The 26569-nt window shown below is 44.9% G+C and carries 25 protein-coding genes; 9 read left to right on the top strand and 16 right to left on the bottom strand.

Features of this window, described 5'->3' with window-relative positions:
• Nucleotides 1-27: 27 nt before the first annotated feature.
• From L1D37_RS04700 to L1D37_RS04715, 4 genes are all read right to left on the bottom strand, one after another.
• The gene (locus tag L1D37_RS04700) at nt 28-894 is read right to left on the bottom strand and encodes a DMT family transporter (protein WP_239847047.1); all 867 of its coding nucleotides are present in this window, start codon (nt 892-894) and stop codon (nt 28-30) included.
• A 110-nt stretch (nt 895-1004) separates the two neighbouring features.
• Entirely contained in the window at nt 1005-2102 is a 1098-nt protein-coding gene (locus L1D37_RS04705) for an alkene reductase (protein WP_239847049.1), read from the bottom strand.
• Between the two features lie 14 nt (nt 2103-2116).
• A complete protein-coding gene (gene gloA, locus L1D37_RS04710; protein ID WP_239847051.1) occupies nt 2117-2494 on the bottom strand; it encodes a lactoylglutathione lyase in 378 nt (125 codons plus the stop codon).
• A gap of 204 nt (nt 2495-2698) precedes the next feature.
• Entirely contained in the window at nt 2699-3634 is a 936-nt protein-coding gene (locus tag L1D37_RS04715; RefSeq protein ID WP_123923869.1) for a LysR family transcriptional regulator, read from the bottom strand.
• A 774-nt stretch (nt 3635-4408) separates the two neighbouring features.
• Here L1D37_RS04715 and L1D37_RS04720 point away from each other — a divergent pair.
• From L1D37_RS04720 to lepB, 4 genes are all read left to right on the top strand, one after another.
• Nucleotides 4409-5014, top strand: a complete 606-nt coding sequence (locus L1D37_RS04720; RefSeq protein ID WP_239847053.1) for a magnesium transporter — start codon at nt 4409-4411, stop codon at nt 5012-5014.
• Nucleotides 5014-6003, top strand: coding sequence for a biotin/lipoyl-binding protein (locus L1D37_RS04725; protein ID WP_017633086.1), 990 nt, complete (start codon nt 5014-5016; stop codon nt 6001-6003). The genes L1D37_RS04720 and L1D37_RS04725 overlap by 1 nt, the downstream gene beginning before the upstream one ends.
• A gap of 466 nt (nt 6004-6469) precedes the next feature.
• A complete protein-coding gene (locus L1D37_RS04730; protein ID WP_239847055.1) occupies nt 6470-7543 on the top strand; it encodes a WYL domain-containing protein in 1074 nt (357 codons plus the stop codon).
• A 624-nt stretch (nt 7544-8167) separates the two neighbouring features.
• Nucleotides 8168-8815 carry a signal peptidase I gene (gene lepB / locus L1D37_RS04735; RefSeq protein ID WP_345779421.1) on the top strand — a complete coding sequence of 216 codons (648 nt, stop codon included), beginning with the start codon at nt 8168-8170 and terminating at the stop codon, nt 8813-8815.
• Nucleotides 8816-8932: 117 nt separating this feature from the next.
• Here the strand turns inward: lepB and cyoE are convergent, their stop codons facing one another.
• From cyoE to L1D37_RS04770, 7 genes are all read right to left on the bottom strand, one after another.
• The gene (gene cyoE / locus L1D37_RS04740) at nt 8933-9802 is read right to left on the bottom strand and encodes a heme o synthase (protein WP_239847057.1); all 870 of its coding nucleotides are present in this window, start codon (nt 9800-9802) and stop codon (nt 8933-8935) included.
• A gap of 8 nt (nt 9803-9810) precedes the next feature.
• The gene (gene cyoD / locus L1D37_RS04745; protein ID WP_016786088.1) at nt 9811-10122 is read right to left on the bottom strand and encodes a cytochrome o ubiquinol oxidase subunit IV; all 312 of its coding nucleotides are present in this window, start codon (nt 10120-10122) and stop codon (nt 9811-9813) included.
• The gene (gene cyoC, locus L1D37_RS04750) at nt 10122-10739 is read right to left on the bottom strand and encodes a cytochrome o ubiquinol oxidase subunit III (protein ID WP_016786087.1); all 618 of its coding nucleotides are present in this window, start codon (nt 10737-10739) and stop codon (nt 10122-10124) included. Before cyoC ends, cyoD begins: the two co-directional genes overlap by 1 nt.
• Complete coding sequence (cyoB, locus tag L1D37_RS04755) at nt 10729-12810, bottom strand: cytochrome o ubiquinol oxidase subunit I (protein WP_239847058.1); 2082 nt, start codon at nt 12808-12810, stop codon at nt 10729-10731. The genes cyoC and cyoB overlap by 11 nt, the downstream gene beginning before the upstream one ends.
• 5 nt (nt 12811-12815) lie before the next feature.
• On the bottom strand, nt 12816-13712 hold the full coding sequence (gene cyoA / locus L1D37_RS04760) for a ubiquinol oxidase subunit II (RefSeq protein ID WP_080968015.1): 897 nt from the start codon (nt 13710-13712) through the stop codon (nt 12816-12818).
• 731 nt (nt 13713-14443) lie between these two features.
• A complete protein-coding gene (locus L1D37_RS04765; protein ID WP_239847059.1) occupies nt 14444-17542 on the bottom strand; it encodes an efflux RND transporter permease subunit in 3099 nt (1032 codons plus the stop codon).
• A gap of 8 nt (nt 17543-17550) precedes the next feature.
• Nucleotides 17551-18666, bottom strand: coding sequence for an efflux RND transporter periplasmic adaptor subunit (locus L1D37_RS04770; protein WP_239847060.1), 1116 nt, complete (start codon nt 18664-18666; stop codon nt 17551-17553).
• 204 nt (nt 18667-18870) lie between these two features.
• On the opposite strand from L1D37_RS04770, the gene L1D37_RS04775 reads away from it, so the two are divergent.
• Complete coding sequence (locus L1D37_RS04775) at nt 18871-19485, top strand: TetR/AcrR family transcriptional regulator (RefSeq protein ID WP_102432624.1); 615 nt, start codon at nt 18871-18873, stop codon at nt 19483-19485.
• 42 nt (nt 19486-19527) lie between these two features.
• Here L1D37_RS04775 and L1D37_RS04780 read toward each other — a convergent pair whose 3' ends face one another.
• Nucleotides 19528-20424: a LysR family transcriptional regulator gene (locus tag L1D37_RS04780; RefSeq protein ID WP_239847061.1), complete on the bottom strand. Its 897-nt coding sequence runs from the start codon at nt 20422-20424 to the stop codon at nt 19528-19530.
• 180 nt (nt 20425-20604) lie between these two features.
• Between L1D37_RS04780 and L1D37_RS04785 the strand changes: the two genes are divergently transcribed.
• The gene (locus L1D37_RS04785; protein WP_176681680.1) at nt 20605-20910 is read left to right on the top strand and encodes a monooxygenase; all 306 of its coding nucleotides are present in this window, start codon (nt 20605-20607) and stop codon (nt 20908-20910) included.
• 48 nt (nt 20911-20958) lie between these two features.
• A complete protein-coding gene (locus L1D37_RS04790) occupies nt 20959-21333 on the top strand; it encodes a hypothetical protein (RefSeq protein WP_017633098.1) in 375 nt (124 codons plus the stop codon).
• Nucleotides 21334-21461: 128 nt separating this feature from the next.
• Here the strand turns inward: L1D37_RS04790 and L1D37_RS04795 are convergent, their stop codons facing one another.
• From L1D37_RS04795 to L1D37_RS04805, 3 genes are all read right to left on the bottom strand, one after another.
• Nucleotides 21462-22004, bottom strand: coding sequence for a cytochrome b (locus L1D37_RS04795; protein ID WP_239847062.1), 543 nt, complete (start codon nt 22002-22004; stop codon nt 21462-21464).
• A gap of 109 nt (nt 22005-22113) precedes the next feature.
• Nucleotides 22114-22632: a lipocalin family protein gene (locus tag L1D37_RS04800; RefSeq protein WP_026084473.1), complete on the bottom strand. Its 519-nt coding sequence runs from the start codon at nt 22630-22632 to the stop codon at nt 22114-22116.
• A 149-nt stretch (nt 22633-22781) separates the two neighbouring features.
• Nucleotides 22782-23744: an AraC family transcriptional regulator gene (locus L1D37_RS04805; RefSeq protein ID WP_239847063.1), complete on the bottom strand. Its 963-nt coding sequence runs from the start codon at nt 23742-23744 to the stop codon at nt 22782-22784.
• Nucleotides 23745-23796: 52 nt separating this feature from the next.
• Here L1D37_RS04805 and L1D37_RS04810 point away from each other — a divergent pair, with 52 nt between their 5' ends.
• A complete protein-coding gene (locus L1D37_RS04810; protein ID WP_239847064.1) occupies nt 23797-23973 on the top strand; it encodes a hypothetical protein in 177 nt (58 codons plus the stop codon).
• Nucleotides 23974-24098: 125 nt separating this feature from the next.
• Entirely contained in the window at nt 24099-25829 is a 1731-nt protein-coding gene (locus L1D37_RS04815; RefSeq protein ID WP_239847066.1) for an amidohydrolase, read from the top strand.
• Nucleotides 25830-25945: 116 nt separating this feature from the next.
• Here L1D37_RS04815 and L1D37_RS04820 read toward each other — a convergent pair whose 3' ends face one another.
• Entirely contained in the window at nt 25946-26425 is a 480-nt protein-coding gene (locus L1D37_RS04820) for a hypothetical protein (protein WP_239847068.1), read from the bottom strand.
• Nucleotides 26426-26569 lie beyond the last annotated feature (144 nt).

The following is a 26569-nucleotide window of genomic DNA, read 5'->3' on the forward strand; positions in this document are numbered from 1 at the left end:
AATAAGACCCTCGCTCTAAACGAGGGTTTATTTTTTTCGCGACCATTTGATGTAGCAAAACAGCGAAGCAATGATCACCGCTCCACCGATCAGTTTTTGCATCTCGACCGTTTCACCTAGCATGCTCACACTGAGTAGCAGTGTCCATACTGGTTCTAGAATCATGATCAGTGCCGCCACTTCCATGTTCACTGAGTGCTGGCCTACCGTTTGTAATAGGTAGCGAATAGACGTCGCAACAACCGCCGACACGATGAACCAGAACACCAACGTTTTGGTGATTTCAAATTCCGGCTGTGTCGTCATAGACGCAAACGCCAAACCACTGACGCCGACTACGAAAAGCTGAATACAGATCGAAGCAATTGGTTTGATGTTCGTGATCACACGCTTGTTCATCACAAAATGAATCGAGAGCAACATCGACGCTAACAAGAAGTAGATCTGGCTTTGCTCAACATGCCAACCGTTGGTGAGAGTAAGCAGCAACATACCAAGGATTGCGATAGGAAATGACATCCAGAATGCACGATTTGGCTTCACTCGAAATAGAATCCAAGAGACAAACGGCGCAATGATCATCGCCAAGCTCATGATGAAAGCCCCTTCCGATAAACTCTCCGTGACCGAAACAGCAAACACCCACACCTGAAGTGAAGCAGACAAGAGTAAACCGACACCACACAATGACAGGATCTGCTTAAATGACAGCTTGCGAATATGATGAATACAGAATGGCAGTAGAATCAGGCTCGCGACAACAAAACGCACACCAATGAACACAGGGCCCGGCATTTCCATGACCACCAGCTTAGATGCAATCCATCCTACCCCAGCCAGTAAAGTGGCACACAAGAGGTAAAGCTCGCCACGCATCGCTTTTACGTTCAGCATTTTTATTCGTTCCAATAACAAAAAAGCAACCCGACTCTGCAAGGTTGCTTTTTATAAACTCTTAACAGGATCGAGATACTATCTTAATACTCTGTTTCAGGCAGCAGTTTTTAGCCTGCGTATTCTGGGTAATCCGTTAAGCCTTTTTCAGCGCCGCCAAACAGCGTGTTTGGATCGTGCGGAGCTAGAGGGAAACCATGTTGAATACGAGCAGGTAAGTCTGGGTTTGCTACGAATGGACGACCAAAGCCAACCATATCTGTCACGCCTTCTGCAACTGCTTGCGCGCCACGTTCACTGTCGTATTTACCTGCGTAAATCAGTACACCTTTGAATGCTTCACGAACCGCAGCTTTGAACGCTTTTGGCGTTTCAGGCGCATCGTCCCAGTCTACTTCTGCAATGTGCAGGTAAACGATTTTGTATAGGTTTAAGTACGCAGCTGCCGCTGTGTAAGTTTCAACTGGCGTCGCGTCAACCGTACCATTTAGCGAAGTAAACGGAGCAAGACGAACACCAACACGGTCAGCACCAATCGCTTCAACCATAGCTTCAACCACTTCACCTAAGAAACGTAGGCGGTTTTCAGTTGAGCCACCGTATTCGTCGGTACGGTTGTTTGCTTCAGAATCAATGAATTGGTTAATCAGGTAGCCATTTGCAGCATGAAGTTCAATGCCATCAAAGCCTGCTTCGATTGCGTTAAGTGCTGCTTGGCGATATTGCTCAACCACTTCTTTGATGTCTTCTTTGGTCATTTCACGAGGTTCAACCACGTCAACAAAACCCGGCTCATCAGTGCCGTTATCGATGAAGACTTTTACGTTTTCCGCTTTGATAGCAGAAGACGAAATTGGCTGTTCACCACCGATGTTATCTGGGTGTGTTACACGACCTACATGCCAAAGTTGAGCGAAAATAACGCCGCCTTTTTCATGTACTGCATCGGTTACTTTTTTCCAACCAGCAATTTGCTCGTCAGAGTAGATACCCGGTGTCCAAGCATAACCCTGACCCAATGGAGAAATCTGTGTGCCTTCTGCCACAATCAAACCCGCAGAAGCGCGTTGAGCGTAGTAAGCCGCCATCATTTCGTTTGCTGAGTTACCAGGTTGCGTTGCACGAGAGCGAGTCATCGGAGGCATAACAATACGGTTTTTTAGTTCGATATTACCAAGTTGAATTGGTTGAAATAGTGCGTTTGTCATTGTCATTTCCTCGATTAACCTAGTTGAATCAGTTCGATTTGGTAGCCGTCTGGGTCAGTGATAAAAGCGATGTGTGTTGAACCACCTTTTACAGGGCCCGCTTCACGAGTCACATTACCACCCAGCAATTTAATCTTGTCACATGCCGCGTAAATATCTTCCACACCCAATGCCAAATGGCCAAATGCATTGCCCATTTCGTACTCGCTGGTATCCCAGTTGTAAGTCAGCTCGATGGTTGTGCCACCTTGCTCATAACCAACAAAAACCAATGTGTAACGGTAATCGTTATTGTCATGACGCTCAAGCTCTTTCATACCCAATACCTTGGTGTAGAACTCAATAGACTTGTCCAGATCAGCAACTCGAATCATTGTGTGTAGGAATTTCATATTTCACCCTTTTTAAGCCCAGCAACCTGAGCCGATATAATCGTGAGCGGAGGTTATCCACTTCTTTGTTAGGGTTAATATACGATTCGGCAGCAAATAAATGAAATTATCATAAATTCTCATTGTGATAATTTTTTGTTATGACGCGCCTGATATAGATGGTTTGTTATGGAGATATTTGGCAAACAAAAGATAGGGCTGAAATCAGAAAGCGGAGCGCCAACTGTTTAGCGATTTAGACATGTCATTCGTCGTATTAATGATCTGCTCTCTGAACCACTTATGTGCCGGGTCGGTGTTCTGCTTTTTCAACCAGATAAGATAATGAGAGATAGGTTGGTAATCGAAAGGCGGTTTGAACAACTGTAAACCAAGACGTTCCTGAAACTGGATCGCCATAGAAAGCGGCGCAACTGTGATGTAATCAGTCTGGCTACACAGCATGAGATTGCTGGCCATAGAGCTGCCATGGATTACAATCTTACGCGAGGATAAGTCTAACGAAGTATAGTGAGTCAAACTTCTTACTTGACGACGTGTTCTGGCCAAAACCGCATGTTGCTCACTCAGATATTGCGCCTCGGTGATCTCACCTTTGATCCTAGGATGTCCATTTCGGCAAACGATCACAAACTCACTGTCGTAGAGCTTTTCGCTCATCATGCTTGGATGCTCAGGCAACACAATGTCGATCATCAAATCAAACTTCTGAGTTAATAGATCCTCATGGACTTGATCATCACTATCTGGTTGGTCATACACCTCAAGAGATAAGCCTTGGTTAGGTAACTGAGAAAATCGATCAAGCAACATCCACTTTAAATGCTCGGGAACCGAAGCCACAAACCTGCGCTCCGTGCTCGCTTCATCAAACCCTGCCATACCTTGAAACACGCCGTTGAGCTCGTGTATTGGCGCTTTGATTTGCTCATAAAGGCTTTGCGAATACGCGGTAGGCACAACCCCTCGCCCACTACGTACAAACAACTCTTGGCCAATTTCATTTTTCAGTCGACCGAGCGCAGTACTGATCGTCGATTGATTGGTATTTAAATGATCGGCAGCCTTACTCAAACTGCCCTGCTCCATCACCGCTGAAAATACAGCCAATAAGTTAAAATTAGGAATGTCATTGCTCATGATTCAGTGCTCATTAGGCGATAGATATAATTATCTTATCGTAAAACCGATAGAATGAAACGACAGATGCTCATTGAGAAAACAAAACTGAGAAGGAAGCATCATGCGGTAAAGATCAGAAATGTAAGAACCACCCACTCTTCCAAATAGTTGCCACATTCGTCAGGTTGGAATCTAACACTCTTCGCTGTGCCAGTAACGCTTAATCCATCCAAATCCCACCTTAGACTGGTCGGAGTATTCAATATTTCTTGCCTGCCTTATTGATACTTTTATAGCCACTTCTATGATCCAGGCTAATTAAATAGACATATTTTATAAGCCGAGTTTGAGCCTGTTCAAATAAACCCACCTCACCTTTAAACAACCACTCAATTCATCGTAATTACGATAATTCAATATCGCAATAATGCGTAGATAGTACCAGTTACACTTCCTATTATTTCGCCAACAAATCAATTCTTAACCTAAACAGAAAACCTAAAAATGTGTAGATGATGGTGTTGCACACATCACGGACGACGGCCTTAAAACCCAATGCAGCAAACGAACCTATCAATGGTTGACGTTACTTAAGAATGATTTCGCCAGGTGTTTTTAACACTCTATTCGCGAGAATGCGTTGTCTACGTGGTCAAAGCGATTTTTAATTGTCATCTAGTACTTTTGACTCAGTAGGTCTATACGGTTACGTGAGTTCAACACCTCTTTCAGATGTCATCTAAAAGTCTTGTACCAAGGCTGCACTTTCTCTCTCCTTATTTAGGTTGAGATATGAAATTTCTTAAAATTGTTCTGCAGAAAGTTGGGGCCGTCGCGATGGTTCTCATCAAATTCTGTCTATTTATGGCACTCATGCTAGCGGGTGCGTGGGCACTGGCTCCGATGGGTAAAATCCACTCCAAAGATATCGATCTTTCTCAGTTCAATAACCATCCGAACGAAATGATGATGAACTTCTTCCAAACCGAGTTCTTCTCTGGCTACCTTTTCTCTGTAACGCTCGCTGTTGTTCTTGCTGCGATATATGGCATGTGGCAAGTCCATGAGTTGGGTGTTCATAAAGCAAAAGAACACAAAAGTGCACACGTTCAAATCGTCTTCGCACTCTCTCTTTGTGGCCTATTCATTAGTAAAACCTTCTGGGTTATCGCTCTGGTTATCGCCCTTGCCAACTGGAAACACATTGGTCAATCGATCAGTGACGTGATTCGTCGTGGTATTCAACCTAAGTCTTCCGAAAATGAGTCTTTTCAGAGTGAAAATTCGTCCAAGGCAAGTGATGAACACAAGGTAAATAACGAGCAAGCAGCAATCGACGAGCAAGCGACAGAAAAAGCAACGTCTGAGCAGGCACCAACCAAACACGAGGCCGCATAATGAAAGAGATGATGATTCCATACATTCTGATTGTATGGTCCCTATTTGCGACTGGCGCATTAAAGAAGACGATTAAGAACTACACTTGGGCTGCCATTGGCGGAGCTGTGATTCTTGGATTATTGGCTATCGTGTCTCGCCTGTGGGCACCGGTTGATATGACCAACTCATCGACAGTGAAAGCACCGCATGCAGTGATGTCTCCAATCTTTGGCCAACAAATCGATAAAGTGTTTGTCGACCACAACCAAATGGTGAAAGAAGGCGACATCATCTACACACTCGTTGATATCGATTCTGCTGCAGACAAAGCGAAGATCGAATCTTCAATCGTGCAGAAAGAAGAAGAGATCAAACAGATGACTCGCGATTTAGACCGCGCAGAAACATCGCCAGAGATCTTCAACATGCGCGACGTAGAGAAATACAATTCAGACCTTCGTGTCATGCACGCTGAACTAACGTCATTAAAAGCCGACTTGCAGAAAGTTAACTGGGCACAAGAGAAGAAAACCATTCGAGCTGAATTTGATGGCCAAGTCTCTATAGTGAACATTGCAGAAGGCTCTGTCATGGGCAACATGCACCTTTACAACACCAGTAAAAAGTTCTTAGAGATGCGTATCTCAGACCAAACATACGGCTATGTTCAAGTTGGCGATTTTGCAGAGTTCTTCGTAGACGCTTATCCGGGTCACGTGTTCCGAGCAAAGGTACACAGTTTTACCGCGGGTACGGGTGAGGCAAGCATTTCACCACTTCAAGGACCACAAAGCGTTGGCCAACACGTCGTGCAAAATGGCAATGGCTTAGGCCGTACTATCGTCCTCGAAATCTTTGAACCAGAAGGTTACAACATCCCGATTGGCGCAGCCGGTTCGGCTTGGATTTCAGCAGAAAAGCCGCATCCATTCTGGGGCTTCATTGACGTGATTGGCGCAGCCACCGTTCGTCTACAATCGTACAAGTCTTACCTAGGCGCTTGGTAAACAAGCTACGCGTAAGAGTTAAATGGAAGACAAACAAAAATACCCCGCTCGTCGGGGTATTTTTATTGCAGCAGCGCATAACTCTCAAGATTAAACAAACTAAGAAACAGCACACCTCTCCTTTAAAAATACACAGTTAATCGACTCCTTCCCCTAAAAATGCGCTCTTAATCAAGTGCTTCTCACACCCAAACTCAATAGCCATAAAAAACAAATCACAATTACCAAAAAGTGGCAATAAAACCAACCGCCTATTTATGGGAGCAATGTTTTAATTTTACCGATAACCTTGCAATTTCCGTTCAAAAAACAACCTCATTACAAACAGTTACAAAATACGCGATAAAACTGATGTAAAAACGAACTGTTTCATCTAATCCCACATGAAAAGTGTGATTTCCTGCCATTCTTTGAAATAAATTTGTGATTAAATACGATAAATATCAATTAGAGATGGAGGAATAACGTGTCAGCAAAAGCGTTCGGTGATTTTTATTGTTACTTACATTGCCTCAATTTGCTTTCAATCAAAGAGCAAGGAATAACGCCAAAAGAGTACCTAGATGATGTGCGAAAACAGCCTTTTTACTACCGTGGAGATACCTCTAAAGAAGCCCAGCAAAAGTGGGCTGAACGCATCTTAGATTCGATCTACAAGTATCATGGAGATCAGGGAGACGGACCAAACGGACACAATGATCTTCTGGTTCGAGAAGGAATCGCATCAAAAGCTCGCTATAAGGTAAAAGAAGGCGCGGAGTTCAATGTGAACCCAGGGCTAAATGAATCGATCTCGATCCTAGGTATCATAGGTAGCCAAGTACTTGAGCGTATACTGCCGTCCGCAGGAACGAAACTAAGTGAAGCGTTAACACTGCTTTCCAGAGCAAAGAACGTATCAAACTCGGCACCTTTTAAAATACAGGTCAGCAGTTACGATGTTGTTGCTCCCAAGGCCGATTACACAGTGCTAAGCAAGCTCGAGAGTGCGCTAGAAAATCGCAAAGTGGTCTCATTTGAATATGAAGGAAGCCGTTGCGAAGTCGACCCTTATGCCTCTTTCGTTTACCAAAAAGCCTTTTACCTCGTTGGATTAGAGCGTTATAAAAAAAATGCTGAGAGCAGTTCAATGCCTGGTAAATATCGCACCTACACGGTGCATAACATTAGCCATGTTGAGCTTCACTCAGGTCAGAACTTCTCTATGGGTAATCAAGAGGTTTTTTGCCTCACAACTTACCTCTCAACAAGCAATGGTAAAACGGTCAACGGTGGTGAAACCTGTGAAGTGCTTTTAAAAATGACAAGAGATACTGATGGCAAAAACCGATTTGTCGACGAGTACAAACTCAGTGAATGTCAAAATATAGAAGAGACAGCTCACAGCCACTACATCGTAAAAGCCCAAGCTCAAGATAGCGTCGATTTCAAAAGATGGCTTATTAACAATGCCGATTGCGTTGAAATTCTAAAGCCAAAGCAACTACGTACTGATGTAATACAAGATATTAAACACGCAATGAACGTCTATGCAAATTAAGTTCAAACACCACCACATATGAAGTTCAATATTGGCTCCACCCAATATTAAAAACCATTATAAATAAAACATCATCCAGTTATAAGAAACACAAATACATAACAACGAACAATAGCGCTCTAAATACTACTCGATAATATTAAATTCAATAACTTTTGTTGTTTTAGACAGAAAATGTCAGATTTTGTTGCCACAATACTATCCCAAATAAAAATACAATTAGGCTTAACCGTGATAGACAATATAAAAAGATCATTTATTGATGAGCTTTATCACCTTAATTATAAATCAAACAGCTTAGTACATCGTCTTCCTTTTTATTGGTATCGACCTTTAAAAATATTTAGCCGACTGCTTGCGTTACCTGTTATTTTATTCTTCATGGTGTAAAAGTAATGAACCGTAATTTATCAAAGGTAGAATGGATTCTGCTGGCAATAGCTGCGATTTTTCTAAGCTTAAGCTTATTCCTCTACTACTCACTCTGTAAAAATCTATTCAATGGTGGCTTCAATGACATCATTGAAATCATTGTCGTTTTAGGACTATTTTACTGCTCGTTTGTTGCCGCGAACTACAGTATCACCATACTTGCCGAGAAGTACTGCAGCAGGAGAAACCGTCATGAAGAGCTTTAAGTTACTTCTATCAATGTCGACTTCGCTTGCGTTATGGATATTCGCGCTATTTTACTTTTTTTCTAGCTCGATCAATACCAATACGGGATTAAGTATGGCGCCAACCTTTGAGGGTAAATACTGGACAACGGTAAGTGGCGTTCGACCGGGGCGATATACACCAGAGTATGGCGATGTCATTAGGTTTCGACATCCACCTAAACATCGAAGTGAAAATATAACCTTTAGAAAGAGAGTGATTGGAATACCTGGAGATACTGTCACATTAGACAATGGTGATCTTTATATCAATGATAATAAATTATCCCATGGTGTCACAAAAAAAGAAAATGGGTTTGTTTATATAAAAGAACAAATAGGTAATAGCCAATATAATGTTAGGTATCTCAAAGAAGATTCAAACATACTTGAAAACAACATTACTTGGCATGTACCAGAAGGAAAGCTATTTGTTCTTGGCGACAATAGAGACTACTCATACGACTCAACCTATGAGAGCTTTGGTTATGTCGATATAAATAGCGTTAATGGTGTCTATAACAAAGTTCTACTCAATGTTGCCAATGGAAATCGCAAGTTCAATTGCTCCTTAACCATGGTCGAGAGTTACTCGCCTTTCCAAAGAACATGTTAGAAAGCGCAGATATTAAGTACACACCAAGCGCTTAGCGCTGATCAATAAGCAATAAGCTGAAAAAGAAAAACCGAGCTATTCAATATAGCTCGGCTTTTGTCATACTCGCGATTTGCCTTACGAAAAAGGCAGCGGAATCAGTTCTAGCCCGAGTACGCCGCTGATGCTCATCACCACCAGCAGAGAGACCTTGAAGACGGTCTTTGACCACTGAATGTAATTGAGGCAATCGACTTTACGGAATGTCACTTTAGTCCACATAAAGCAAACGGCCGCCGACACCGCTAGATATTCATAACCTGCCTCTCCGAGCAAAAATAGACCCAGAGCAACCGCGCCAAACGCGACTACATACGCTTTCATGTGCTGATGTGCTTTGTCGACACCCTCTTTTACCGGTAACACAGGAATGCCTGCATCGCGGTAGTCTTGAATGCGGAACATCGCAATCGCATACGAGTGTGGCATCTGCCATAAACAGAACATGATGAACAATAGAACGGCTTCTAAGCTCAGGTAGTTAGTCACGCCAAGGTAGCCAACCAATGGAGGAACCGCGCCAGAGATGCTTCCCACGAAGGTGCCGTAAACCGAATTACGCTTGTACCACATGGTGTAGAAAAAGACGTAAAACACATAGCCAAGCAACACCACCACCGCAGACATCGGATTAACGAATTGAAACAGCAGCGCCGTGCCTGCCAACAACATGACTAACGCATATATAAACGCCACGTCTGTGTTGATGTTGCCCTGAACCAATTCACGGTTCTGGGTACGTTTCATTTTCTGATCGATATCTCGGTCAAAGATGTTATTCACCACGCAACCTGATGCAATCACAAGCCCTACACCCGCTAATGTCGTCAGTAACAACATCGCACTGGCTGGTTCTGTTTTTGCAGCGAGGAAGAACCCCGCCGCAACAGAAATCAGGTTGCCGAAAATGATGCCCGGTTTGGTAATAGACAAATAACTTTTCAGCATACCCTAGCCTACAACTTCATATTGACGTTCATGTTGTAGATGATCCATACCGAGCCAGCGATAAGAATCAATACAACAATGGCGGTAAACATCAGTGACACCAAGTTCCAACGCCCATCGGACGATTTCGCCTCCATGTGCAAGAAGTACTTAAAGTGCACAAAGATTTGTACCAACGCACAACCGAACAAGATCACGTAAGTTTCAGTGCTTGGCAGCGCATGTGCCCACACGATGTAGAACGGAATAATGGTTAGAATCAGTGACGCAATAAAGCCTTTCACGTAATCCGTTGCACCGCTATCTAGATGCTGTTCCATTACATCACCCCCATTAAGTACACGATGGTAAATACACAAATCCAAACGATATCAAGGAAGTGCCAGAACAAGCTCAAGCACTGGAAACGCATCGACATGTTGTCGTTCAAGCCTTTGGTTGAAAGCTGGTGATACGCCACTGCCATCCAGATAAGACCGAACGTTACGTGCAAACCGTGTGTTCCAACCAAGGTAAAGAACGCAGAAAGGAACGCACTCTCTTGAGGACCATAGCCTTCTGCAATCAGGTGATGGAATTCATACACTTCCATACAGATAAAGGCTAAACCCAATACAAAAGTCACTTTTATCCATCGCTTCAGTCCTAAAACATCTTTGCGCTTCATTGCAATCATGCCAAAACCAAAGGTGATACTACTGAACAACAGCATCATGGTTTCGACAAACACGAACGGCAGTTCAAAGATGTCTTTACCTGTCGGCCCAGCGATAGAGCCACTCTCAAGCACGGCATAAGTCGCGAAAAGCGTGGCAAACAGGACACAGTCACTCATCAAGTAAACCCAGAAGCCAAACAACTTGTTGCCCGCAGCTTCGTGGTGATGATCATGCGAGTGTGCAAGATCATAAGTGTGTGACGGAGTATTAGCTTGCATACGTCGTCTCCAAATCATCTTTATTTTCGTTGTTATCACTGTCACCGTCAGCGCTGTTACCACGACCAGAGTTGTCGCCTTTCACTGACTGTTTCTTCGCTTCTTCAAGCTGTGCACGTCGAGCTGCTTCAATCGCTTTGATCTCTTCAACTTCCACGTAGTAGTCCACATCGTCGTTGTAGCTGTGTTGAATACACGTCACCACGATGCCCACTAAGCTTGCAGCGGCTAGCCACCAGATGTACCAAATCATTGCGAAGCCAAATGCCAACGCCCATGCCGAAACATAAATACCTGTTGGTGTGTTCTTTGGCATATGAATACGTTCGTATTCTTCTTCCTGAGTTGGGTCAAACTCACCACTTTGCTTTTGATACCAGAACGAATCGATCTCATCGCCCTTAGGCAGTTTTGCAAAGTTGTAGAACGGCGGTGGTGAAGACGTTGCCCATTCAAAGGTACGTCCGCCCCACGGGTCACCGGTTAGATCTCGGTTTTGGTCGCGGTCACGAACACTCACGTAAATCTGCACGAACTGACACACCACACCCATCGCAATCACACCCGTACCTGCAGCCGCAACCGCCAGTAGAGGGAAGAATTCAGGGTTGATGTCTTGGCTCAAACGACGCGTCATGCCCATAAAGCCCAGAGCGTAAAGCGGCAAGAACGCCATCAAGAAACCGATGATCCAGCAGTAGAATGCGCGTTTACCCCAAAGCTCGTTCAGAGTGAAACCGGTCGCTTTCGGGAACCAGTAACCAATCGCAGCGAAACAACCGAATACTACACCACCGATGATTACGTTGTGGAAGTGCGCAATTAGGAATACTGAGTTATGCAGAATGAAGTCTGCACCCGGTACTGCCATTAATACGCCCGTCATACCACCAACGGTGAAGGTGATAAGGAAGCCAACTGTCCACAGCATAGGTGTTGTGAAACGGATGCGGCCTTTGTACATGGTGAACAGCCAGTTGAAGATCTTAACCCCGGTTGGGATAGAGATAATCATGGTTGCGATGCCGAAGAAGGCGTTCACATTGGCGCCAGAGCCCATGGTGAAGAAGTGATGCAGCCAAACCACAAACGCTAAAATAGTGATAGCCACCGTCGCCCAAACTAGTGAGGTATAACCAAACAGCTTTTTGCGAGAGAAGGTTGCAGTCACTTCAGAGAACACACCGAAGATAGGCAAGATTAGGATGTACACCTCAGGGTGTCCCCATGCCCAAATCAGGTTCACATACATCATCACGTTGCCACCAAGGTCATTGGTGAAGAAGTGCGTACCGATGTATCTATCCAACGTCAGTAGCGCGATGGTTACCGTTAGGATTGGGAAAGAGATGATGATCAGGATGTTGGCACACAGAGACGCCCACGTGAATACTGGCATCTTCATCATAGGCATAGACGGCGTACGCATGCGCAAAATGGTCGCGAAGAAGTTCACACCCGTTAATGTGGTACCAACACCGGATATTTGCAGCGCCCATATCCAATAATCGACACCCACTCCCGGGCTTGCCTCAATGCCAGAAAGCGGCGGATACGCCAACCAACCCGTACGGCCAAATTCACCTAAGCCCAATGACATGTTGGTTAGGATGATACCCACGACAAACAGCCAGAAGCTCAGGTTATTCAGATAAGGGAATGCCACATCACGAGCACCGATTTGCAGCGGCACGATGATGTTCATCAAACCAATAACCAAAGGCATCGCGACGAAGAAAATCATGATCACGCCGTGAGCCGTGAAGATCTGGTCGTAGTGATGTGGCGGTAAATAGCCCGTTTCACCAGCTGCAGAAAGCAATTGCTGGCTACGCATCATGACCGCATCGGCAAAGCCACGAACTAACATCACCATCGCCACAGCAATGTACATGAAGCCCAATTTTTTGTGGTCTACAGACGTAAACCATTCATTCCAAAGGTATTGCCACTTACCGGCTTTGGTTACCGCGTACACCACTAAACTGCCCACTAGAGCGATCATGGTCAACGTGACCAAAATAATGGGTTCGTGGTAGGGAATTGAGTCTAGAGTTAATCTTCCAAACATGACGATTATCCTTGGGTTTCCGGCAAACAGTTCATTGAACCAGGGTGCTGGGTCACGACATCGGTGAATAAAAATGGTGGGATACTGGAGAACAGAGTGACGGGTTCAGCCACACTTGGCGCAGCCAATGAACGGAATTGCTCCCAATCTTCAATGCGGTCTGGGCTTGCTTTCACTTTTTCCACCCAGTTTAGAAATGCCACTTGATCAGGCATGGCTGATGCAGTGAATTTCATCTGCGAGAACCCTTTACCACTGTAGTTCGATGCAAAACCTTTGAAGTCACCTTCATGGTTAGCAATCAAGTTCAGCTTGGTCACCATTCCCGGCATCGCGTAGATCTGCGAACCAAGACGCGGGATAAAGAACGCGTTCATGATGTTGTCTGAAGTTAGCTTAAACGTCACCGGTACATCTTTCGGGAACGCAACATAGTTAACCGTCGCAATGTTTTGCTCCGGATAGATGAACAGCCACTTCCAGTCCAGAGAGACCACTTCGATCACCATAGGTTGCACATCACTTTCCAGAGGCTTGGAAGGCTCTAGTTCATGTGTTGTTCGCCAAGTGATGGTGGCAAGAATCGCGATGATGATGATTGGAATCGTCCATACCACCACTTCGATCTTGGTTGAGTGCGCCCAGTCAGGTGCATACTCTTCTGTGGTATTACTTTCGCGGTATCTATAGGCAAAGTAGATGGTCATCAGAATCACGGGGATGACGACAATCAGCATCAGCAACAGAGCCGTGATTATCAGCTCCTTTTCCTGAACGCCAACGCTACCTTTTGGGTCGAGCAATGCGGAGTTACATCCTTCGAGCATCAGGACGGTTCCCACCAAACCAATCCTCGACAGATTTGCTCTCGATAAAATGCGTTTATATCTTGAAGCTTCCATTAACTTTCTCGATGGTTATCCAGCCTCAGAACGAACGCCCGAGTACTGGTTGTCATGGTCATTAGAATATTTATGTGTTGAGCATGTGAAACGACGCATCTCAAAGCGAAACTGAATTAAACCCATCTCTGCATAGTTAAAACTGCCAAATTAAAACGACAGCACAGCGCAGCCGAAACATTGCCGCGCGGTTAAAACCACACAAAAAATATGACTTAATTGTTACACTTTGAAATACATTGTTACATTTGGCGCATTATGAGGAGTCGAAATTGAAAGCTCACCAAACAAACTTGGAAACTAACCTTCCAGTTATGAAAGTGAAACATGGAAAACAGAGAGAAAATCAGCCGCACGACATAGGCGTGCTACACATGTAAAACCAAGGCTGATAAGGGGTGAGTAAGAATCTGAGAAACTAGTGACCAACAATGACGAAGCGAAGTGATATTTGGGTACATTAGAAAGAGCGAATTAAACAAAGTGTGACAATCGTCAAATTTATGAATTCACATGGGATTTTAATGGTATTTAGAAAAGATATTACTCTGACCAACAACTCATTAACCACTCGAATAACACACTGCTTTTCATTGATAATAATGCCAGTTAGGTGTCGAGAATTAATGACAAAGATCGACCTAAAAAGCCGATTTGATAAGTATTTTGACCTGTTTTAAGTGGGAATTACTCCCCTCAAAAGAGAGGAGTAATCGTCATTAAGAGAGGGATTATGCTGTTGCTGTGACGACTTTCTTGCGCTGGTTTTTAGTCATTAAGTGATAAACCACAGGCACAAAGTAGAAAGAAATAAGCGTGGTTAATACCGTTCCGCCCACAATCGCAACCGCGAACGGAGGCCAAAAGCCACCACCAGCAATGATCAGTGGCATAAAGCCGCCAACGGTTGTGATCGTGGTTGAGCTGATATGTCGAGTACATGACATCACGGCCTCAACGACTGCATCCACATTGCCTGATGAAGCTTGTTCATCCAGTTTCAATTCCGTCAGAATCACGATGGCAGCATTAATCGCTAAGCCCGCAATCCCGAGCATCGCGATGATCACCGTAAAACCAAATGGATACCCGAAAATCCACACCGATAGCAACCCTAGCCCACCAGCCAATCCTGCCACCATGAAGATGATGCTACTCATTCGGAACGAGTTGAACGACATCACCACCACCAATACCATCAATACCACCACGACAGCGACATTCGAGATCAGGCTGTTGACTGAATTGTCACGCTCAGCGGATTCACCACCAAAACCAATCGTATAACCCGATGGCATCTCATAGCTTTCTAAGCGTTTCTGGAACTCATTAAGCACGGTTTGAGGTAAAACACCCGCTTCAATGTAGCCTTCAATGGTATTCACTCGTTGTCCGTTACGACGAGTAATCGCACCACGACTGGTCGTCAATTCAAGCTCTGCCAGAGTTGAAACGTTAATCCCCGTTGAGTAAACATCAGAACTGATCGGCAAACGAATATTGCTTAAGTGCGCCAAGTTTTCACGCGCATCATCCGCAACACGAACACGGATTGGCACCGATTCACTGCCCTCTATCACAGACCCACTTTCACGACCAGTTAGTGTGGTTTGCAACATGCCAGCAAACTGATTGAGTGAAATACCGTTAAGTTTCGCGGTGTCTTCATCGACCTTCAACCACACCTTAGGCGTACCCGGTTGCAATGTTTCTCGTGTGTGAGTCACATGAGGAACACCTGCCAGAATCAGTCGAACATCTTCACCAATCGCTTTTAATGTATCGAGGTTTTCACCATACACACGCAGCTCAACTGGCGCAGTAAATGGAGGCCCTTGATTAAGCTTCCGTACCAAGATTTGTGCTTCCGGTACCTCGTTATCTAACACCTTTTGCAACTCAGGAATCAGCGCATTCGCTTGGTCAAAGTTCTCTGTTTTAACCATCGCTTGTGAGAAGTAAGGCGCGTTGTTTTGCCTTGCCTGCAAGTTGTAATAGAAAGATGGGAAGTTAGCGCCCACTAGCCAATCAATACGCTCCACTTCTGGATAGCGATGAATGATGTCGTCTATTTTTTCAGAGGTATTTTTCGTCGCATAAATGCTAGCTTGAGGCGGCATGTATACCTGAATCTCAAACATGTCTCTATCTGATGGCGGGAAGAACTGCTCAGTCAGCTGGGACATACTCCAGTAGCCAGTAAACGGAACCAACAACACCAAAGCAATAGTGATGATTGGGTGCGTGACACCAAAACGAACAGAAGATGAGAACCAACGTGTTAATGCGGGAATTCTCAAGCCTGTCATGTACCAGTGATGTTGACCTTTCTTATCCACATCACTGAGTTGTTTCGGCAGTAGCTTGGTCGCTAAGCCTGCGATTAAGGTATGCGAAATCACATAAGAACCGATCAATGAGAACGACACAGTAATCGCAATACCACCGACAAACTCACCCGATGCACCCGGCATCAAAATGATCGGCGCAAACGCCAATACCGTGGTCAATGTTGACCCTAGCAAAGGCACCCACAAGTGCTTCAACGCATTCATGGTCGCTTCCGCTCGCTGTTGCCCTTTCAAGCGATATGCCTGAATGGTATCAACCATCACCACCGCGTTATCCACCATGATCCCGAGCGCTACGATTAAGCCGGTCACCGACATCTGGTTGATTGGCACGCCCGTCATTTTCATGATCGACAACGTAAGTAATGAAGTCAGTGGTAGAGAAATCGCCACCAATATTGCGGCGCGCACACCTAAAGTCACAAACAGCACAATCAAGATCAAGCCAAAACCGATCATCAAGCTTTTGCCTAAATCGTCTAAACGAGTTTCGGTATAGCCTTGTTGATTGAACAACACGGTGACATCGATATTGCTTGGTAGCTCTTGTTGAAACTTCTCAATCAGAGCATTCGCTCGTGATGTCCAATTATCGACACGAAGATCAGGGTGCATTCTTGCAGCGACAATCACACCCGGCTCACCATCAATAATGGCAATCTGATCTTGAGGCGTTTTCTCACCACGTTTCACCGATGCAATGTCTTCCATGCGGATGATATGACCATTGCTGTCAGTCGCGATTGGGACTTGTTTAATGCGTTCAATGGAATCCAGTTCCGATTCAATCTCTAAACCAAAACGAGAATAAGCACTGACCAATTCACCCGCCGAGTTCTTAGCGTCTGCCCCTTCTAACGATTCGGCGATATTAGCACTCGAACGCCCGAGCGCTGCCGCATCTGCAGTTCGTAGACTTATCTGGATTTCTTCTTGAGGCATCCCATATTCATCAACGAACTCAGTACCTGAAAGAGTTCTCAAACGCTTAGCCAGTTCTTTGGCATATCGCCCGAGCGTTAGTCGGTTCGCCTCGCCTGCACCAGACCAAGTTAGGGATGCGATGGTTGTAAAAGCGTAGGTATGGTCACTGTCGAGATCGGGAGAATGCGCACCCGCAGGTAAAATGGATTCGATATCAGACAGTTTGTCACGTGCTTGTGACCAAACAGGTTCGGGCTCGGTGATGGTGTCGTTAAGTTCTAGCGTGACAATTGATACGCTCGGCCTTGAAGTTGAGCTCACCAGTTTAACTTCACTCAGCTCACGCAGCTTGTTCTCGATCACCTCTGTGACCAAGGTTTCTACACGTTCGGCACTTGCACCGGGAAAGCTGGTTGTGATGTTTGCATAACGGTTGATGATCACTGGATCTTCTGCGCGAGGCAGCGTCATGAAGGCAGAAATACCACTCACCATCAGCAGCGCCGTCATCAAGATCAGCAGTCGAGTATTGGAAATAGTCTCTATGATTTTCATACTATTTCCTATTCAGCAGCAACGCTGGCTGGCTTCACGGTTTGCCCGGGAACCAAACGATGTAGACCACTCGCGATCACCTGTTCGCCATCCTCGATTGCACCACTCACATACGCTTGCTGATTATTAGCGAAAAGTACCTGAACACTACGGCGTTCAACCTTATTGTCTTCACCCACCACAAAGATATTCCACACACCGCGCAGGCCATCAATCAAACCCGTTAATGGCACCCAATAACCTTGGTCGTCGATTTGCTCGTCAAACTTAAGGTAAGCAAGTTGACCTTCTAAAACAGTCGCTTGCTCAGGGAAAAGATAACGTAAAGCGACACTGCGGGATTGCGTGTCGACCATGGCACCCGGATTCAGCAGCGTCACTGCATAATCATCTCGCCCAACACGAATGCTTGGCGAAGAGAGTGAGGTTACCTTTATCATTTGATGGGCTGGAATACCGATAAAGGCTTCTTTGCCTTCCGATGCGAGCAATGTAAGAGTTGGATTGCCAACATTGACCACATCGCCGAGCGACACAAAGCGCGTTGCGATAGTGCCCGAATAAGGCGCAAGGATTGTCGATTTCACCAGTTTGAGATCATTGCCTTTTACCGAGGCATCAATGCGCAGTAAGTTAGCTTGCAACACGCGCTGTTCACTGGTTAACGAATCAATTTCTGCTTCGGCACTGAAGCCTTTTGCTTTCAGTGAACGCTGACGTTTTAAGTTCGCCGCAACAAGACTCAGTTGAGCTTTCACTTCTTCGGCTTGTGCTTTTAGTTGGCTAGATTCAGTCTGTAACAGTTGAGTGTCTAATCGAATCAGGGGCTGACCTTCGGTTACTGTGTCACCGACATCAACCAGAATCTCATTCACTTTACCCGCCAGTTCGAAGCCTAAATTGGCTTGCTGACCCGCTTTAACCACACCAACATATTCACGCTGCACGGCATAAGAGGAAGACAGCGCTAAGGCCATCGTTTCTACAGTTAAAATAGTTTGGACGCTCGAAGCCGTTTGATTGGTTGAATCAACCGAATCTTGGGCTTGTTCCTTTTCGCCACATCCAACAAGAAAAGCCGATAGAGACAACGCCACCGCACTTCCCTTCATCAATTTATACATACTCACTGTTCCTATGCAGTACTCAATCATGTTCTTTTTTTAGACTAACCAAACCAAACTAGACTGTCTAGTTTGATTATGTTAAAAATAAGTTTCATCGTTAATGATTGATAAAACCATCACAAAAAGCATAATGCTTAGCGCAAAACCAAATGCATTCAGCTGAGCAACACCAAGTACCAAGCAAGTAACGAGAAGCAGCACGTGACTAAAATCATCAAGAGTGAACAGAAGAGATCGCAGATCTTAACCGCAGCAAGCCAGCTTTTCTCTGAGCATGGCTTCAAGATCAATATGGATCAGATAGCCAAAGCGGCGAACGTTTCTAAGCAAACGGTCTACTCTCACTTTAAAAACAAAGACGAACTTTTCGAAACCTGCATGCAAACCAAGTGTGCAGAGCGCGAACTTAGCCCTGCTGCCTTTGATATGAATGCGGCGGTGGGTGATGAGTTGGTGAAATTTGGTGTGAAGTTTCAGGATTTGTTACTTGATGAGCAGTCTCGACAAACCTTTCAGAACGCGGTGAGTCAATCCAACACGCATCCAGAAATTGCCTCTATTTATTTAGAAACGGGACCACAGAAGACCACTAAATTACTCGCCGATTATTTGCAGACAAAGATAGAATCTGGCGATTTAACGCTCTCTTCTACAAGCTCGCCAATCATAGCGGCGCGCCAACTGCTGCTGATGTTTCATGGCAAGTCGGCGTATTGGTCATTCTTCGGCCACGATAGCGGCGAGTCAGAAGAAGAAAGGCTTCACTACACTCGTGAATGTGTCGCGCTATTCTTGAATGGCAATCAGCCTCGTTAATAGCTCATAGTTAATAGATCATAGCTCAGTTTCTCATAGCACTTAGTCCGCATTCTGGGCTGATTCAAGAAGCAGTTCATAGAAACGCTTTGCGGCTGGGCCTGTCTTCGCACCTTTCGGCAGAGTCAGATGCAGCGGCACTTGGTAGCCACTGCCATTTTCCACATTTAACACAGTGATCTTGTCACTTCCTCGGCTATCGACAATATGTTTAGGCAGCCTGCAATATCCTACCCCCTGCTCTACCGCTCCAAAGGCATGGTCGAAATTATCGACCGTAATACGCTGGCTCGACTTCAACCACCCCACATCCTTCTTCTCCCCCAACTTTTCAACCGAGCCTAAATCTCTCACCACAATTTGTGGAAGCGACGACAGCTGATTGAGCGATATCGATGACATGGTAGCCAACGGATGCGAACTTGCTACAACGGGCTCCATCTTGGTAAATCCAAAGGCTTCTGCCGAGTAATTGGTAATTGGCAGGTTAATGATGGCAACATCGGCTCGTTCTTGAGTGACCATTTCAGTGGTCTTCGACAATGATGTTTCTACCACTTGGATTGAAGTGGTGTTGTTCTCTGCCATAAACGCAGCCATCGGCTTATAAAGACGCTCAAGGCAGCATAGGTGATCAACCGCGACCACAATTTCAGATTCCACACCCTTTGCTAACTGTTCACTGATCAGCTCAAGCTCTCGCGCTTGTTCCAGCATGCTGCTCGCCCTACGCAATAAGGCTTTGCCATCTTCCGATAACACAGCCCTTCGACCTTCAACCTGCACCAAAGGCACGCCCAATTGATCTTCCAGTTTTCTCAACGCATAAATCAACGTGGTGTGGCTCTTATTCAATTGCAGTGCCGCCGCCTGAATGCTGCCAGCACGGTCTATTTCATAGAGTGTTTGCCATTGGTCGAGGGTGGTCTTTAATCTCATCGGTCTAAAATCCTGACAGTTAATGGCAATATTATGAACTTTTCTGTCTGTTTTTTACAGGTAATATCTATTTCAACAGGCAATATAAATCTCAACAACAAACGAGAATGGCTTGTTTGTCTTAAACACCTATTTTTCAGCGGATTTTGTTACACGAAATTTGTAAAACGGAGAAACACCATGAAACTACTACAAGTTGATTTTGAATTTAACGGCCCTTTCGGTGAAGAAATGTCGAACGCACTCGTAGACCTAGCCAAGTCCATCAACAACGAGCCGGGCATGATCTGGAAAATCTGGACAGAAAACCAAGCCGAAAAACTAGGCGGTGGTGTCTACCTTTTTGAAGATCAGCTCAGTGCTGAAGCTTACTTAGCTATGCATGCCGCTCGCTTGAAAGAAATGGGCGTAGAAGAAGTTCGCGGCGTGATTTTTGACGTAAACCAGCCATTAACTAACATTAACAAAGGCCCAATCAACGGCTAATAGAATGAATCAAGAGTTAGCGAAAGGCACGAGATAGAGAGATAACAGATGAACAATAAAACGTTTTTAAGCCTACACGGCATCATTTACGCAGGGTTTGCCTTCGCGTTGTTTTTCCTACCAACGGTCATGTGGCCTATGTACGGCGTGGAAATTAATGACAAGTACGCTTACTTTCTCTCTCAACACACCAGTATCTTCCTTGGTGGTATTGCTGCGATAACATGGCTACTGCGAGATATCGAAGCGGGAATCAGTGCAAAAAAGCTCATCCAAGGCTTGGTTGTCACCAATATGCTGGGTGCGATCATCACACTGTATGCCGCTTTCACCGGTATCTTTGTTGGCTTTGGTTGGAGCGACCCTGCGTTCTTCCTTTCGCTATCAGTACTGAGCGTATTGCAGGTTCGCAAGCAAGCTTAGTGCGTATGATTTGCAGGTAGCACAAACAAAAAAACACTCGGTATATGCAGAGTGTTTTTATATTCATCTTTCAACCAAGACCAAAGTTAGGTTCGCTAAATAAGAGATAATCTTGATGTCTGATTTTGCTATTTGCTCGCAGACGATGAACGACCAAGCATGCGGCTCAGTGTGCCATCTTTGTCGACTAATTGGTGTTTCAATGCACCCAAAACATGCAGGGCAAACACCACTATAATCAAGTTCACCGCATTAACGTGAACGAAAGAAGCCGCAGACTGCAACCATTCCGTTTTCTCACCAGCAGCAATCAACTCAATGCCGAATAGCTCTAACGATCGCCCACCAGCAACACTCATTACGGCACCTGAAATTGGCATCGCTAACGTCACTAGTAACAAGAAATGATGAACGCCTTTCGCAGCAAGCTCTTGTGCTCTCGTTAATACAGCCACACTCTCAATTGCCCCTTCTTTCAAACGCCATACAAAGCGTGAAAGTGCGACAACTAAAACAATCAAACCCAACGATTTGTGCAGCCCCATTAACTCGCCTTTTTCGGGACCTCGAGGCATGCCTTCGAATTGAAGTCCAATAACAAACACAGCGATAAACAAAATGCCGGTAAGCCAATGGAAAATAACCGTCTGTTTCGATAATGATTTATTCATAATGACCACTCTATGTCTCTGACCTAGGTGTTATTTTGACTCATTATCATTACACTTAACATGGTCTTTACGTAAAGTTACGTAAAGACCAAGAAACCTCTACATACCGTTATTTTGAGTGCTCGACGTAAATCAATTCATCGGTATTGAAGCCACGCTCTTTAGACATCGCTTTGAACTTCTCCATGACCTCAGATGAGACTTCCGGAGTTCGAGAAAGCAGCCATAAATAATCGGTATCTGGGCCAGAAACAAACGCGTATTGGTAGTTCTCTTTATCCAGCTCGAACACCACATAAGCGCCGTAGAATGGACCAAAGAACGACACTTTCAGATAACCCTGATCGCTGCCTTCGACAAAGTACGCCTTACCTTCCGCCTCGTTCCATTCGCCATCTTCATCCGAATAGCCGCGGTTAATCACCTTCACGCCACCATCATCACGCAGGCTGTATTCAGCGCTGATACTATTGAGGCCACGCTCAAACGAGTGGTCCAAACGAGCCACCTCGTACCATTTGCCTAAGTATCTATCCAATTCAAACTGTTGAACGGGCTTTACTGTTTCGGGCATGCCTACGCATCCACCCAACAGAATGACACTCAGCAGCAATAATATTTTCTTCATCCTAACCTCGACTTGTTTTCTTAGTATTTCGAGTAAGTCATGTGAGAGCCTTAACTTACATCCTTGGTAATACGTTAAATCCATTTTTATAGTTCATATAACAGTAAATTATTCAGAAGCTTATGGGAATTGTTTCGTTGGTGAATGAATCAATGATGCTTCATTGCCGCGCGATATTGAGTCGGTGTTACCTGCTTATAGGATTTAAACTGGCGATTGAAATTAGCTTGGTTGTCGTAACCCACCTTCTCCAGAATCAAACTAATAGGCAGTGATGTGTTGAGCAACAAATCACACGCCACGTTGAGCCTAATTTTCTTTAACCGCTGGCTAAAACTCTCATTGTAATGCTTTTGAAAAAGCCGCCTAACACTGCTCTCACTGATATAGAGATGCTTGGCTAAATCGTTAACTGAGATATCTCGAATAAAGTTATTCACCAAGAAGGCTTCTACCTTGTCCAACTTATCGCTAGCCTCATCTTCATCATCCGAATTAAATACAGGGTTTATCAACTGCACCACTTCTTGATCCTCAAGCAATAGCGCAAACAGAGAGAACAAGGTAAGCAGTTGTTGATGTGGCGACTGATCCATCACCTTGTTTAACAGTTCCGTCGCTTTCTCTGCAGTAACAGGCGAAAACTGCAGACCTTTCTTTGAATCCTCTAGCAAAGCACGCAGCGGTTCGAGCTCGCGACAGCACGCGATTAATTGCTCTATCCAATCTTTGCGAAACCAAACCACATGCGTTTCACATATTCGTGAGTTGTCTGCGCTCTCTTCTGAATAAATAGCATGAGGCAAATCTGGCCCCACCAAAATCATGTGATTGTGAAACACATCGCTTTGGTGATGCCCGATAAAACTATGCCCAGTAAAGTGACGATGTATCGCTATCTCATACTCTTCATGTCTATGCCAACCGTAGCTTTTACTGTTCTCGACAATTTTCTTATAGCGCCATGATGTGCCAATTCGTTGTGGCACCTTTTCTAAGTAACCCTTCATTGCGGTGCTCAGTGACCTTTTAATATTGAAAGTATACGCATCAAACCATTCAAATGAGCACATTGACTGAAAAGTATTGAACATTGCGCTAACGATACTCATCTGGTGGTCACCGCTAAATATACTGCAGGTGAACTTAATCAGGAGAGCAACTATGGACACTTTATTATTAAAAATCCGCGCTATGATTCTTGCCACACGTCAGCAGTGGATCGGAGAGATCACCTACAACCACAACATTAAGGGTGATCAGACTTGGAAACTCTATGGCTATAACTCTTATGAGGAATACAAAAAAGATCTGCGTAAAAGCCTAAGGCAAGAGTCGTAATTAAAAACTCATTAAAACGACAGCTTGTTGATTAAACGCTGTTTTTATTTGTCATTCATGTAGAGTTTCACACTGGCCACTCGCTTTCTATACTTATTAAACAGTGGAACATGGAATACATAAGAATGAACAACAAGCTCACTTTGCCACGCACTGCATGGATCGCTTTACTCGCCAATTTAGGCGCTGTTTCGCCCGTATTTGGACAAGACAACACCGTTGTGCAACAAAAAACAGCTGTCCAAAGCCAAACTGCTGATCAAATCTTTACTAATGCCGACATCTACGGGCATCGTGAATCTGACTCGATCGTTACTCACAAAGGTAAGATCATTTTCATCGGTGACCACTCGCAAGCAAAAGCTTTTCAAGGGCAAAATACCGATGTCATCGACTTAGAAAATGCCTTTGTTCTTCCGGGCTTCATTGATAATCATAACCATGTTTTCGAGGCCGCCTCCGAGCTGGGTGGTAATTGCGAACTGGATTCTGAAGCCACACTAGAAGAACAAATCCCCTACCTAGAAGCGTGTAAGATCAATGCTGATACCGATGGCAGAGGTTGGCTAATGGGTTATGGTTTTTCTTTGGGGCCGACACTCGACAGCGATTCTGAATACACACCACTAGAGATCATCGACAGTGTCTTCCCAAACCGCCCCGTAGTCATCATGGAGCAAACCTCACACTCGATGTGGGTCAACTCTAAAGCACTGAAAATCGCACGAATCAGCCAACAATCTCCAGACCCACAAGGCGGTGCATATCTAAAAGCTCCTGATAGCGGAAAGCTTAACGGCATATTATTGGATAATGCTGGTGACCAAATCATGGAGATGGCGTGGAACAGTCAAAGCGAGCTCTTTGAACAGAGCTACCAAGGCTTAATGTACGGTCTTGAAGAAGCGGCCGCGCACGGCATCACCACCATAGGTGACGGTCGGATGTATTGGAAACGAGGTTGGTATGACGTTTGGCTAGAGGCAGAACAAAACCAAGATTTAACTGCGCGAGTGTCATTGCGCCCTTGGGTGTATCCATCGATGGCGATACCTTCTCAGCTCGAAGTATTCGAGAAGATGTATTCCGATGACAAAAACCGTCTGCTGCTGGTCGATCAGGTAAAAATGTACAGCGATGGTATCTTCATTAATGGCACAGCAAAAACACTCGCCCCCTACTTAGATACTTATCGACCACAGTCGCCGAACGGCTTGAACTACATTCCACCAGCACAGATGAAAGAGTGGCTCAGCGCACTCGATAAAATCGGTTTTAGTGCGCACATTCATGCGATTGGTGACGGTGCAGTTCGTGAATCCCTTGATGCAATAGAAAGCGTGCGTAAACAAGGCTCGCAAAAACCTTACACCTTAACCCACGTTGAATTGATCAATGATGAGGACGTTCCCCGCTTCAAGCAGCTCAATGTCTCGGCGGATTTCCAAGTCGGGTCTGATTACATTGCAAGGCATCAACACCAATGGGCCGAAACCTTCCTTGGTGCTCGCCGCGCCAAAGCCATGATGAACCTGGACGCAATACTCAAAACCGGCGCCAATATCACCCTAAGCAGTGACTGGAATGTACACGACATCAACCCGTTGGTCGGCATCGCGAACAGCTTAATCATGGGTAAAACAGGCCTAACCGATATCTACACAGCCATCGACGCTTACACCCTCAATGCAGCCAAGAGCCTTGGAATTGAAGACGTAACAGGTTCTATTGAAGTTGGAAAATCGGCTGACTTCGCTATTCTCGACCGAGACATCACCACCTTGTCAGCAAGAGGCATCGCCAAGACTCAGGTACTGATGACGGTGCTGCGAGGGGATGTGATTTACGAGAAGTAAAGCCAACAAGTGTATCGAATAGATCAAGGTTATACGCCACACAAACGAAAACGAGCCAGCAATTAGCTGGCTCGTTATTTATGTCAGTCTCGATTGGGCGATGGACTCGCCTTCAATTATGATTGCGCTACTGGTTTGTCTTCAGCGGCTTTATCATCAAGTGCAAAGTAGATCTTCGATACAACCACTTCAGCAATCAGAATCGTAAATACCACTGCGAAGAACGCTACTACACCATTCCAAGGGCCAGTAAAGCTCACCTTCTCGCCGAACAATAAGTTAATCGCTTCAAGCATTACGAATTTTGAACCCACCAAAATGATGTAAGTAGTGATTGCTCGGTAAATCTTAGGTGCTGTACCCGGCTTACTTTTGAAGTGCTCGGCAATCTTATGTTCCAAACCAATAGAGAGCTTCAACAATAGCTGTAGCAGCAACGCCGCTATCAAAGAAATAGTGAAAGACTCAATGTTCACGAAGTCCCAATACTCATCGAAGAAGTTAAGGACCACTAAGTCCACCAGCACAGCTAACGTGTAACCTACGAATAGACGTTGTGGTGTGTTGAATCCGTAAACTTTGTCTGATTTAGTCATTCTGTTTCTCTCTAATTGGATAAGTAGTCTCGATTTGAAATACATCTTAGCGTTCGAATCGGAGCAAAACTTACCATTTGATGACACCACAACCATTCCATTCTAAATTATTAGTTTTCATCGATTGATCATTTACCACACCGA

The sequence above is a fragment of the Vibrio sp. Isolate33 genome (assembly GCF_022397895.1).
Classification (GTDB): domain Bacteria; phylum Pseudomonadota; class Gammaproteobacteria; order Enterobacterales; family Vibrionaceae; genus Vibrio; species Vibrio pomeroyi.